13 protein-coding genes are annotated in these 12,231 nt (G+C 71.3%); 7 read left to right on the top strand and 6 right to left on the bottom strand.

All coding sequences use genetic code 11. The features are described from left to right. Positions 1–184: 184 nt before the first annotated feature. Entirely contained in the window at positions 185–712 is a 528-nt protein-coding gene (locus QH270_RS22650) for a YbhB/YbcL family Raf kinase inhibitor-like protein (protein WP_280345894.1), read from the bottom strand. A gap of 22 nt (positions 713–734) precedes the next feature. Continuing rightward, positions 735–2,096, bottom strand: coding sequence for a M20/M25/M40 family metallo-hydrolase (locus QH270_RS22645; protein WP_280345892.1), 1,362 nt, complete (start codon positions 2,094–2,096; stop codon positions 735–737). Between the two features lie 124 nt (positions 2,097–2,220). On the opposite strand from QH270_RS22645, the gene QH270_RS22640 reads away from it, so the two are divergent. Then, positions 2,221–3,174, top strand: a complete 954-nt coding sequence (locus QH270_RS22640) for an endonuclease/exonuclease/phosphatase family protein (protein ID WP_280345890.1) — start codon at positions 2,221–2,223, stop codon at positions 3,172–3,174. Between the two features lie 20 nt (positions 3,175–3,194). Here the strand turns inward: QH270_RS22640 and QH270_RS22635 are convergent, their stop codons facing one another. Then, positions 3,195–3,806 (bottom strand): TetR/AcrR family transcriptional regulator, encoded by a 612-nt coding sequence (locus QH270_RS22635; RefSeq protein WP_280345887.1) that lies wholly within the window; start codon positions 3,804–3,806, stop codon positions 3,195–3,197. Between the two features lie 55 nt (positions 3,807–3,861). Between QH270_RS22635 and QH270_RS22630 the strand changes: the two genes are divergently transcribed. Continuing rightward, a complete protein-coding gene (locus QH270_RS22630) occupies positions 3,862–4,716 on the top strand; it encodes an alpha/beta fold hydrolase (RefSeq protein WP_280345885.1) in 855 nt (284 codons plus the stop codon). A gap of 6 nt (positions 4,717–4,722) precedes the next feature. On the opposite strand, the gene QH270_RS22625 is transcribed toward QH270_RS22630, so the two are convergent. Both QH270_RS22625 and QH270_RS22620 read right to left on the bottom strand, forming a co-directional pair. Continuing rightward, complete coding sequence (locus QH270_RS22625; RefSeq protein ID WP_280345883.1) at positions 4,723–5,727, bottom strand: DUF6745 domain-containing protein; 1,005 nt, start codon at positions 5,725–5,727, stop codon at positions 4,723–4,725. 20 nt (positions 5,728–5,747) lie between these two features. Further along, positions 5,748–6,074, bottom strand: coding sequence for a hypothetical protein (locus QH270_RS22620; protein WP_280345880.1), 327 nt, complete (start codon positions 6,072–6,074; stop codon positions 5,748–5,750). 154 nt (positions 6,075–6,228) lie between these two features. Between QH270_RS22620 and QH270_RS22615 the strand changes: the two genes are divergently transcribed. The 5 genes from QH270_RS22615 to QH270_RS22595 are packed head-to-tail and all read left to right on the top strand — an operon-like array spanning position 6,229 to position 11,384. Further along, complete coding sequence (locus QH270_RS22615) at positions 6,229–7,209, top strand: STM4015 family protein (RefSeq protein ID WP_280345878.1); 981 nt, start codon at positions 6,229–6,231, stop codon at positions 7,207–7,209. 6 nt (positions 7,210–7,215) lie between these two features. Continuing rightward, complete coding sequence (locus QH270_RS22610; RefSeq protein ID WP_280345876.1) at positions 7,216–8,307, top strand: STM4014 family protein; 1,092 nt, start codon at positions 7,216–7,218, stop codon at positions 8,305–8,307. Then, complete coding sequence (locus QH270_RS22605) at positions 8,304–9,146, top strand: STM4013/SEN3800 family hydrolase (protein WP_280345874.1); 843 nt, start codon at positions 8,304–8,306, stop codon at positions 9,144–9,146. The genes QH270_RS22610 and QH270_RS22605 overlap by 4 nt, the downstream gene beginning before the upstream one ends. Then, positions 9,140–10,480 (top strand): STM4012 family radical SAM protein, encoded by a 1,341-nt coding sequence (locus QH270_RS22600; RefSeq protein WP_280345871.1) that lies wholly within the window; start codon positions 9,140–9,142, stop codon positions 10,478–10,480. The genes QH270_RS22605 and QH270_RS22600 overlap by 7 nt, the downstream gene beginning before the upstream one ends. Positions 10,481–10,484: 4 nt before the next feature. Next, positions 10,485–11,384, top strand: coding sequence for an STM4011 family radical SAM protein (locus QH270_RS22595; protein WP_280345869.1), 900 nt, complete (start codon positions 10,485–10,487; stop codon positions 11,382–11,384). Here QH270_RS22595 and QH270_RS22590 read toward each other — a convergent pair. Then, the gene (locus tag QH270_RS22590; RefSeq protein ID WP_280345896.1) at positions 11,327–11,938 is read right to left on the bottom strand and encodes a class I SAM-dependent methyltransferase; all 612 of its coding nucleotides are present in this window, start codon (positions 11,936–11,938) and stop codon (positions 11,327–11,329) included. The two genes, QH270_RS22595 and QH270_RS22590, sit on opposite strands and share 58 nt — an antisense overlap. Between the last annotated feature and the right edge of the window lie 293 nt (positions 11,939–12,231).

Genomic DNA, 12,231 nt, shown 5'->3' with positions numbered 1-12,231 from the left:
TCGGAACCGCCGCCGACGCCGGCCGGGTGGGCGGCCCACGTGCCCCCATAGTCCGCGGCGGCCCCCCGCACTTACACGGACGCAACCCCCCCCACGCCCCCCGTGCCGGTGTAATTTGATATGTCGCCCCTACACCTGGGGGGGCCCCCGATTTTCCGGCTCGGGGGCCCACCGTCGTTCATGCTCAGTGCTGCTCGTAGGTGCCGATCAGGGTGGCCCGGCCGAGCGTGTGCGAGAACAGGTTGAAGCCGAGGAAGGCGGGCGAGGCGTCCGGCCCGACCTCGAGCACGGCCACGTCGACGGCGTGGACGACGACGAAATACCGGTGCGGGCCATGGCCGTTGGGCGGCGCGGCGCCCACGAAGCCGGGGAAGCCGCCGTCGTTGCGCAGCGACACGGCGCCGATGGGCAGGCTGCCACCCGCACTGCCCGCGCCGGCGTCGAGCGAGGTGACCGAGGCGGGAATGTTCGCGACGGCCCAGTGCCAGAAGCCCGACGCGGTCGGGGCATCCGGGTCGTACACGGTGACCGCGAAGCTCTGGGTGCCCTCCGGGAAGCCCGACCAGCTCAGCTGCGGTGAGATGTCCTTGCCGCCCGCGCCGAACACGCCCGAGACCTGGTCGTTGCCCAGCGGCTGACCATCGGTGATGTCGGCGGAGGTGAGGGTGAACGACGGAACCTGCGGCAGTGCGTCATACGGGTTGTAGCTCATGGTTTCTCCGATTCGTGGCGTCTCAGCTGTGCAGGAGGAAGTGTTCCAGTACCCGGGTGCCGAATTCCAGCGACTCGACCGGCACCCGCTCGTCCACCCCGTGGAACAGGGCGGTGAAGTCCAGGTCCGGCGGCAGCTGCAGCGGCGCGAAGCCGAAGCAGCGAATGCCCAACCGCGCGAACGCTTTCGCATCGGTGCCGCCGGAGAGCATGTAGGGCACGGTGCGGCCGTCGGCGTCGTGGGCCAGCACCGCGTCGTTCATGGCGTCGACGAGGTGACCGTCGAAGGTGGTCTCGTAGGAGTCGAGCTTGGTGATCCACTCGCGTTCGACATCGGGGCCGATGAGTTCGTCGACCTCGCGCTCGAACGCGGCTTGCCTGCCCGGCACCACCCGGCAGTCCACGACGGCCTCGGCGGTCTGCGGAATGACGTTGGCCTTGTATCCGGCCTGCAGCATCGTGGGGTTGGCGGTGTCGCGCAGGGTGGCGCCGATGATGCGCGAGATGGTGCCCAGCTTGGCGAGCTGGCCTTCGATGTCGGGGCCGTGCGGGTCGAACTGCAGCCCGCTCTCCTCGCTCACCGCGGTGAGGAATTCGGCGACCGAGTCCGACAGCACCACCGGGAAGGTGTGTTTGCCCAATCGCGCGACCGCCTCGGCGAGGATGGTGACCGCGTTGTCCTCGTGCAGGAACGAGCCGTGGCCCGCGCGGGCCTTGGCCCGCAACCGCATCCAGCCCAGCCCCTTCTCGGCGGTCTCCACCAGGTAGAGCCTGCGTTCGGTGCCGTCGGGGCGCGGCACGGTCAGCGAGAAGCCGCCGACCTCACCGACGGCCTCGGTGACACCGTCGAACAGGTCGGGGCGATGCTCGACCAACCACTGCGAGCCCCACCGGCCGCCGTTCTCCTCGTCGGCGAGGAACGCGAACACCAGATCGCGCGGCGGCACTGTCCCTTCGGCCTTGAACTGGCGGGCCAGTGCCAGCGTCATGCCGACCATGTCCTTCATGTCGATCGCGCCGCGGCCCCACACGTAGCCGTCGCGGACCGCGCCGGAGAACGGGTGCACACTCCAGTCGGCGGCCTCGGCGGGCACGACATCGAGGTGCCCGTGGATCATCAGGGCGCCGCGGCTGGAATCGGCGCCCTTCAGACGCGCGAACACATTGCCGCGGCCTGGCGCGCCGGATTCGACGTACTCGGTCTCGTAACCGACCTCGCGCAGCTGCGCGGCCACCCACTCCGCGCACTCCTGTTCGCCTTTGGTGGTGGCCAGCTCGCCGGTGTTGGAGGTGTCGAACCGGATCAGCGCGCTGACCAGCTCCACCACCTCGTCCACCGCGCGGGAGCGACCGTGGGAACCAGAACTCTCGTCAGATGCCGACACGTCCCCTTTCCTACCACCCCCGGCCCGATCGCCGCGCCCTGTCCCCGGTCGCGCCGCTGGTGACGGGTACGGCGCAGGGTGAGCGCAATTCGCGTCCGCGCCGGTCGCGTGTTTGGCTGTGCCGATGAGAGCGCAGGTCGTCCGGGTCGGAACCGTCGTACTGTCCGCCGCGGCGACGCTGGCCGGCGCGGCCGGTGTCGCCCTGCACTTCACCGGGTGGACGGCCGAGCCGGTGGTGCTGGCCGCCTCCGCCACGCCGTATCTGCTGGGCGGCGCGCTCGTGGGCGCGGTGGGCTTCGCGGCGAGCCGACAGTGGGTGGCGACCGGGGTCGCGGCGGTGGTGGCGGCCCTCGGGGTCGCGACGCAGGTGCCGCTGTATGTCGCCGATGGTGGTGGCGACGGTCCCGCGCTCACGGTCATGCAGGCGAATCTGTTGTTCGACGGCGCCGATCCCGCCGCGCTCGTGGGCGCGGTGCGCGAGCGGGAGGTCGCGGTTCTCACCGTCAACGAGCTGACCCGTACGGCGGTCACCGATCTCGGCGCCGCCGGTCTCGACGAGCTGCTGCCGTATCGCTACCTGGCGCCCGGTCAGACCGCGAGCGGGACCGGGATCTGGAGCCGGTTCCCCTTGTCGGACACCGTCGAATACGACGGATACGTCCTCAATCAGATCTCGGCCACGGCTACCGTGCCCGACATCGGACCGGTCTCCGTCTATGCCTTCCATCCGGTCCCGCCGATCTACGACACCGTGGTCTGGGCCGACGAGCTGTCCCGGCTCGACGGCGTCCTGCGCCGGGCACCGGCGGATCGTCCGGTGATCGTGGGCGGCGACTTCAACGCCACCTACGACCACGTCCGCTTCCGCGCGCTCATCGCCGGACGGTTCGCCGACGCCGCAGCCCAGGCGGGCGCGGGCCACCTGGTGACCTATCCGACCGACCAGCGGGTGCCGCCGCTGGTGGGCATCGACCACATCCTGCTCGCCGACGCGCACGCCGTCACGGTGGAGACGGTCGATCTGCCCGGCGCCGATCATCGCGCGCTGGTGGCGCGGATCATCGTGCCGCGCCCGTAGCGGATCGGCGCGCCGGCTGGTCAGGAGTCGACGGCGGTACGGCTGCCCTCGGCCAGCAGTTGCTCCACGCGCGCCGCCAGCGCCTTCCCCGCCGCGTGCAGTGGTTCGGCCGAACGCAGTGTGCGTGCCAGGAGGAACGCGCCCTCCAGCCCGCTCAGCACGCCCAGCACCAGATCACGTGCATCGGCCGCGGCGAGCCCGCGGCGCGCGAAATAGGCGGTGCCCTGCTCGATCCAGTCCGCGACGACCTCGGCCGCCACGGCGCGCAGGGCGGGCTCGCTGTCGGCGATCTCGCCCGCGACGGTGCCGACCGGGCACATGTTCATCCATCCCGACTCCGCCATCGTGCGCGCGGCGTCGTCGAAGGCGGCGGGGACGGCGACGCGCAGGTCCTCGTGTGGGTCCATCAGCAGCGGCAGCAACTGGATGTAGGCGGCCCCCGATCCGCGCAACGCCTCGGCGGCGATCTGCACTTTGCCGTGGGGGAAGTGGTGATAGAGCGATCCCATCGGCGCCCCGGCCGCCACGGTGATCTGTTTGACGGTGATGGCGCTGTACCCGTGCGTGCGCATCAGCTCGGCGACCGCGACGACCAGGCGTTCCCTGGTGGCCGTTGACATCTTCTCGCTCACCGTTCCAGACTAGAGCAAACGCGCTAGAGCGTCTGCTCTAATCCTGGAGGTTCGTATGCCCACTGTCGAGCTGCCCGCGGGCCGTGTCCACTACGCCGAGCACGGCGAGGGTCCGCCGGTCGTGCTGCTGCACGGGCCGCTGATGAACCACACGCTCTGGGATCGGGTCATCCCCCTGCTGCCCGACGGATTCCGCTACCTTCGGCTCGATCTGCCCTTCGGTGGACACCCCGAACCGCTGCGCCCCGGCACCGATCTGAGCATGCGGGGCCTGAACCAGCTCATCGCCGACGTCCTGGCCGCACTCGACCTGCGCGCGGCCACACTCGTGCATTCCGATTGGGGCGGCTCGCTGTTCCTGACCGCCTACGGCCTCGACGAGCGGGTCGGGCGGATGATCGTGTTCCCGTGCGAGGCGTTCGGCAACTTCCCGCCCGGCCTCCCCGGCAAGACCGCGACGGTGGCGGCCTACCTGCCCGGCGGGATCGCCCTGGCCCAGCGCCAACTGCGGATCCGCTGGCTGCGCGCGAATCCGCTGATGTTCGGGTGGATGGCCAGATACCCGCTCCCCGACGATCTCGTGCACGGCTGGACCGAGCCCGGCCTGCGCGACCCCGCGATCCGCGCCGACCTGCTCGCCTACTTCCGTTCCGGTTTCGATCGCGCCGAGCTGATCGCGAATACCGAAGCGCTCCAGCGCTTCCGAGGCGAGGCGCTGATCCTGTGGTCCTCGGCGGGCAAGGTGATGCCGCGCGAACACGGCCGCCGCCTGGCCGCGCTCATGCCCCGCGCCCGCCTGGTCGAGATCGACGACGCCTACGTGCTGTCGATGCTCGACCAGCCCGCCGCCGTCGCCGCCGCCATGACCGACTTCCTCACCACCACCGCGGCGCGCCCTGCCGACCGCTGACCCGGATCAGGTCTGCGCGAGGGGTTCGTAGGCGTCGGCGGTGACCCCGAAGGTCCAGGCCACCCCTTCTCGCGCGGTTCTGGTGGTGGGCGGCACCCGCAGCCAGTAGGTGCGGCTGGTCCCGTCGGGTTCGGGCGTGGAGTTGACCACCTCCACCATCACCACGTCCTCGTCGCCGACGAGCGCGATCCGCCACAGGATGCCGGTCTCGTCGCGATGGACGGGCTCGGCACCGGATTCGGTGAGGTAGCGGTCGTAGCCGTAGTGCTCCAGCATGACCCGGCGCAGTTCGGCGTTGTCCTCGTCACGGATCCGCTGCGGGGTCAAGGTGGCGAGCGTGGCGAGGAATTCGGCGGGCACCGGCATGCCCCGCCACGCGTACAGGGCGAAGCCGTCGGCGTAGCGCAGGGCGGGTCCGTCGCCGCGGTCGAGCCTGCCCGCCTCGTCGCGATGCAGCTCCAGCGGACGTTCCGAGATCACCGCCACCTGCTCGTAGGGCCACCACCAGCCCGCCTGCGTGGCCACGGCGGCGACACCGTCGAGCACGCCGCCGGGCGCGGTGTCGTAGGCACTGAGCCAGGCCGCTTCGTGCTGGCCGAGCACGGCGTCGAGCAACAGCGCCCGAATCCGCCGTTGCGCCTTGCGATCGTCCCCCGCCGCGGCGTCGACCACGCCGGCGCGGATGCGCTCGACGACGGTGCCGGTGAGTTCCCACAGCTCGGCGCCGGTCGCCTGCCAGTGCGCGCTGTAGCCGGCGGCGCCGAGCTCGGCGTGCAACCGGGCCCGTTCGGTGGCCCACGGACCGCTGCGGACCGCTTCGCGGACCGGGGCGCCGGTGTCGAGGCCCTCGGCCAGCATCCGTACCGCCGCCAAGGGCGAGGCCGCCCAGTGGATCCGCTCGGGTTCGGCCAAGCCCGCCCGCGTATACGCCAGGCGCACACCCGCTTCCGCGCGTGCGCGGTCACCGGCGCCGGTCGCGGCCGCGATCGCCCGCCAGGTCGTGCTCGTCATCGTCGTCTCCCGCACTGTCATCAGTCCGCCACCACCCGCACCGAACCGGGCACGTACTCGCGCTGCCGCACGACCCGGTACCACCCCTTGGGCAGACCGATGGGCGCGTGCTCCTCGTGCACCACCCGTCCGTCTTCGGGCAGGTGCAGCAGCATCGGGCCGAACGCGCCGGACTCGCGAATGAGCCTGCCCGGCCCCGGGATCGCATGCGCGTGCCCGGTCACCTCCCCCAGCGCGAGGACCAGCCTGCCCCTGCTGTCGCGCCGCTCCCCCGTCGCCGCGCGCGCCGTGTCGGGGACCGCGTGCTCGGCCAGCGGCACGATCAGCACATCGCCTTGTCGATACATGATTTCCTCCCGTCGCGGCCCACATCCCCGGACCGATGGCGAGGACGGTAGCCGCGGCCACCGACAACCCGCCCGGCGCGCGGAATGTCGGCGCCCCTTGGTAGAAACACTGCAGTCACACGGGGTCGCTACGCCAGAAGGGGCGGGAACACACATGGCCATCGGAGAACACCTGCGCGAGTGGGGCGGTCTGCCCGCCCACACGTTCCCGGACCTGGAGAAGGACACGGCGGTGTGGGAGGCGGCGGTGCGCGGGCTCCCCGCGGCCGAGGCGGTGGCGTGGCGGATCGGCGTGGATTCCTATGACGCCGAGGAGAGCTGGCCCGACGCGTTCGCGCGTTTCCTCGACGCGGTCGAGCCCGCGCGGGTGCGGTCGATCATCGTCGGCTCCTGGGCCGACGCCTACGACAACCGCCCCGACGATGTCATCGACGCGATCGTGGCTGCCCGGGAACGGTTTCCGGCACTGCGCGCGCTGTTCGTCGGCGACATCGTCGGCGAGGAATGCGAGATCTCGTGGATCCATCAGGGTGAGGTCACCCGGCTCCTCGACGCGTTCCCCGACCTCGAAGTCCTGGGTGTGCGCGGCGGCGAGAGCCTGGAATTCCCCGCGATCCGGCACGAGCACCTGCGCACGCTGACCGTCCAGGCCGGTGGCCTGCCCGCCGCGGTCGTGCGCGGCGTCGCCGCCAGCGACCTGCCCGCACTGCACGACCTCGAATTGTGGCTTGGCACCTCCGAATACGGCGGCGACGCCGACATCGCCGATCTCGCGCCGATCCTGACCGGTGACCGGCTGCCCAGCCTGCGCCGGCTCGCCCTGCGCAACAGCGAGATCCAGGACGCGGTGTGTGCCGCGGTGGCCGCGGCGCCGGTGGTGGCGCGGCTGAGCGAACTCGACCTGTCGATGGGTGTCCTCACCGACGACGGCGTCGCGGCCCTGCTCGGCGGCCAGCCGCTGACCCACCTCAGCTCGCTGGACCTGCACTACAACTACGTCAGCACCGAGATCGGCGCCCGCCTCACCGAGGCGCTCACCCCGGCCGGTGTGCGCCTGAACCTCGACACCGACGATGCCGAGTCCGACGAGGACGACGACGGTTCGGTCTGGCGATTCGTCTCGGTCGGCGAGTGAACTGACGTGCGCTGGGTGGTGGTCGGCAACGCCGAGAACCGGCGGGTCCGGCTGTTCACCGACGCGGTCCGCGCCGCCGGGCAGCCGGCGCCACGGGTCGTGGCATGGCACTCGGTGCTCACCGACGGCGGTCACGATTTCGCCGACGACGAGATCGTGCGCCTGGACTCACCAGGAGAGAACCCGGCGGTGGACCAGCTGCTGCGCGGGGCGGACGAACCGACCCGCGTGGAGGGCTCGGCGCGCTGGTACCGGAATTTCCTGGCCGCGGTCGGCACCCTGCGCGGCGGGGCGCGTCTCGATGATCCCGCCGAGCTGGCGGTGCTGTTCGACAAGCGCCGCTGCCATGCGCGGCTGCGCGCGGCCGCGGTGCCGGTGCCGCCGTCGCCGATGACCGCGCCGATCCGCGGATGGACCGATGTGCGGGACCAGATGCGAGCGGCCGGGATGGCCCGGGTGTTCGTCAAACTCGCGCACGGTTCGTCGGCGTCGGGAGTCCTCGCGATCGAGTCCACCGCGGCGGGCCGCTGGCAGGCGACGACCTCGGTGGAACGCGATGCCACCGGCGCCCTGCACAATTCGCTGCGGGTGCGCCGGTATCGCGACGAACAGCAGATCGCGGCCATCGTCGACCGGCTCGCACCCGACGGTTTGCACCTGGAACGCTGGATTCCCAAGGCCACCACGGCGGGCCGCAGCGCCGATCTGCGGGTCGTGGTCGTCGCGGGCCGCGCCACCCACGCCGTGGTCCGCACCAGTCGCGGGCCGCTGACCAATCTGCATCTCGGTGGCGCCCGCGGTGACCTCGCCGAGGTCATGGCCGCGGCGGGCACAGCCTGGGGCGAGGCGATGCGGATCTGTGAGCGCGCCGCGGCGTGCTTTCCCGGAACGCTGTGCGTCGGAGTGGATCTGCTGCCCGGTCTCGGGTGGCGCCGATTCACGGTGGGCGAGGTCAACGCGTTCGGCGACCTGCTACCGGGCCTGACCGGTCTGCCCGGCACGCCCGGCGACGGGCTCGACACCTACGCCACCCAGCTCGCCGCGGCACCCGGCTTCACCACCCGGACCCCCGCTCCCGTCTCGATCGGATCGCGATGACCACCACCGAACCCGTGCTCGCCCGGCCCGACATGACCGAGGTCGTCGGGCGCGACGACCTGTTGCTGCTCACCCTCGACACCCTGCGCTACGACGTCGCGACCGAACTCGCCGCGGCCGGTCGCCTGCCCACCCTGTCGGCGTATCTGCCGGGCGGGCGCTGGCAGCGGCGGCACGCGCCGGGCAGCTTCACCTATGCCTCCCATCAGGCGATGTTCGCCGGCTTCCTGCCGACGCCGGCCGCGCCCGGCCCGCATCCACGCCTGTTCGCCGCGCGTTTCGCGGGCAGCGAGACCACCGCCGAGGGCACCTTCGTCTTCGAGGAACCCGAGCTGATCACCGCGCTCGCGGCTCGCGGCTATCACACCATCTGCGTCGGCGGCGTCGGCTTCTTCAACAAGCAGGGTGCGCTGGGCAGCGTGCTGCCCGATCTGTTCACCGAAAGCCATTGGGCCCCCGAGTTCTCCGTGGCCTCGCCGACCTCGTTCGAGGCGCAGGTGGCGTGTGCGCGGCGCGCGGTCGCCGCGGTACCCGCCGGGCACCGGGTGTTCCTGTTCCTCAACGCCTCGGCCCTGCACCAGCCGAACTGGTTCCATCTGCCCGGCGCGACCCGGGAGGCGGGCGACACCCGCGAAACCCACGCCGCCGCACTGGAATACATCGACGCGCACATCGGCGCGCTCTTCGAATCGATGCGAGCGCGCGGCCGCTGCTTCGCGATCGTGTGCTCCGATCACGGCACCGCCTACGGCGAGGACGGTTACACCGGCCACCGAATCGGGCACGAAGCCGTCTGGACGGTGCCCTACAGCCATTTCTTCCTGGAGCCGTCATGCTGATCAGCACCGTCACGCCCCGCCCGTACCAGAACTATGTCTACGCCTACCCGCACAAGACGGCCTACCGTCCGCTGCCGGAGCGCCCCGCCCTGTCGCGGGTGTGGGCGGGGGAATCCCGGTCGGCGCTGTCGCTGTATCTACACATCCCGTTCTGCGAGGTGCGCTGCGGCTTCTGCAATCTGTTCACCCGGGTCGGCGCGCCGGACGACCTCACCACCCGCTATCTCGACGCCCTCACCCGCCAGGCCGCCGCGGTGCGCGCGGGCCTCGGCGCCGACGAGCCGGCCCGATTCGCCACCGCGGCTTTCGGCGGCGGCACTCCGACCTTCCTCGACGCCGCGGAGCTCACCCGGCTCTGCGATATCGCCGAGAACATCATGGGCGCGGACCTGCGCGCGATCCCGCTGTCGGTGGAGGCCTCGCCACCCACCGCGACCACCGACCGCCTCACCGTTCTCGCCGAGCGCGGCACGACCCGGCTGAGCTTGGGCGTGCAGAGCTTCATCGAGGCCGAAGCCCGCGCCGCGGTGCGCCCGCAGCGACGGGCCGAGGTCGAGGCGGCGCTGGGCCGGATCCGTGCCACGTCGATCCCGGTCCTCAATATCGACCTCATCTACGGCATCGACGGTCAGACCGCCGCGAGCTGGCGTGTGTCCCTCGACGCGGCGCTGGCGTGGCGGCCCGAGGAGATCTACCTCTACCCGCTCTACGTGCGGCCGCTGACCGGCCTGGCCCGGCACGCCGATCCTGCTGTCGCCGAACAGGAATGGGATCGCGAGCGGCTAGCCCGCTACGCCGAGGGCCGCGATCACCTGCTGGTCCACGGCTACGAGCAGGTGTCGATGCGGATGTTCCGGCGCGCCGACGCCCCGCCGCAGGGCCCCGACGACTACGCCTGCCAGACCGACGGGATGATCGGGCTCGGTTGCGGTGCCCGCTCCTACACCAGCACACTGCACTACTCGTTCGACTACGCCGTCGACATGCGGGAAGTCCGCGCCATCATCGACACCTACGTCGCGACCACCGATTTCGGTTCCGCGCTGCACGGACGGATGATCGACCGCGACGAAGCCGCCCGCAGGCACCTGCTGCAATCCCTGCTCCAGGTCGAGGGGCTGGCGGTGGCCGACTACCGGACCCGCTTCGGCACCGATCCGTGGGACGACTTCGGCGCCGAACTGCACACACTCGCCGACCGTGGATGGCTCGCCGACACCGGCACGGAGCTGCTGCGATTGTCGGAGCGCGGGCTGGCCTATTCCGACGCGATCGGCCCAGACTTCTTCTCCCCCGCCGTGCGCGCCGCGATGGCCGCCTACGAGCAGCGGTGAAACAGTGGACCTGACGATCCTCTACCGCGGCCCACTCGCCTCCTGCGACTACGACTGCCCGTACTGCCCGTTCGCGAAGCGCCGCGACTCCACCGAGCAGTTGCGCGCGGATCGCGCCGCACTGCACCGGTTCACCGAGTGGGCGCTGGCGCAGCGCGGCGACCGGCTGTCGGTGCTGTTCACACCGTGGGGAGAGGGCTTGGTGCGCTCCTGGTATCGCCGCGCCCTGGTCGAGCTGTCGCGGCAGCCGCACATCGAGCGAGTCGCCATCCAGACCAACCTGAGCGGCCGTATCGACTGGACGGCCGACGCCGACCCGGACACCCTCGCCCTCTGGTGCACCTACCACCCCGGCCAGACACCGTACGCCCGGTTCCTGGACAAGACCCACCGCCTGGCCCGCTCCGGGATCCGGTTCAGCGTCGGCATAGTCGGGCTCCCCGAGCACCTCGACCACGCCCGCAGGCTGCGCGCCGACCTGCCCGAGCACGTCTATCTATGGGTGAACGCGGCCGAGGGCCACACCTACACCGATCAGGCCGCCGACGAGTGGACCGCGATCGACGCGCTCTTCCCGTTCAGCCGGCACCCGCACCGCTCGGCCGGATCACCATGTCGCACCGGCTCTTCGGTGATCTCGGTCGACGGCGAGGGCACCGTCCGGCGCTGTCATTTCGTCCGCACACCGCTGGGCAACCTCTACGACGGCTCCTACCGCGCGGCGCTGTCCCCGCGCCCCTGCCCGCTGGCCGTGTGCGATTGCCACATCGGTTACATACACCTCGAGACGCTGCCGCTCTACGACGTGTTCGCCGGTGGCGTCCTGGAACGCATCCCGGCGACGGCTCAGCGGGCGACGCCCAGCGACAGCGCGCCGAACGCCTTGGGCGCGCCGGTCAGGTAGAACCGGTCGAGCTCGAGGGTCTCGAATCCCGCGCCGGTGATCAGCGCCGGGATGTCGCGGTCGAGATGGCACCCACCGGCGACGCGCCGCTGGATCGGATTCAGCCGATGCTGCCACGTCCGTACCGACGGATCGGGGGCCAGTCCGTGCTCCACGAAGTGCAGCGTGCCGCCCGGTTTCAGCACCCGGCGGATCTCGGCAAGGGCCGCCGCCACGTCGGGGATGGTGCAGAGGGTGAATGTCGAGAGGGCGGTGTCGAAAGTACCGTCCCCGAACGGCAGCGACTGGCCGTCCAGTCCGGCGCGTTCGATCGGAACCGAGCTCGCCGCAACCCTTTTCGCGCCGATCTTCCAGGCGACGTCGGCGGGTTCGACGCCGCTGACCCGCTCGACCGCGGCCGGATAGAAACCGACGTTGTTGCCCGACCCGAATCCCACCTCGACGACGGCGCCGTGCAGCCCGGCGCAGGTTCGCCTGCGCAGCGGGTCGTTCGCGGCGACGCCGCACACCTTGTCGGTGAGGTGGGGCAGGATCCGGTCGGTGTAGAAGCCCATACCTCGATCATGCTCCTGTGAGCCCACCGATGCGGTGCGAATACGACGGTGGGGGCCCACCCCCGCGGGGTAGGGGGCCACCCGGACGCCATACCGGGCGCCGCGCCGATGCCCTGGACCAGCGCCGCGCGCGTATGCGGCGAGGGCGCCGAGTTCGGCGTCGTGGCCGACCACGACCGGGATGCCGAGCACGCCGGTCAGCCGCGAGCCGAGCGCCACGTCGGCCCAGCCGAGGTTCGCGGCGTCGTGCACCAGGCCGCCCGCGCGGCGCACGACACCGGGTACCGACACTC

Source organism: Nocardia neocaledoniensis, from assembly GCF_029868625.1.
Lineage (GTDB): Bacteria > Actinomycetota > Actinomycetes > Mycobacteriales > Mycobacteriaceae > Nocardia > Nocardia neocaledoniensis_A.
Note: the sequence above shows the minus strand (reverse complement) of the source record. Positions and strands in the feature narration are given on the sequence as shown.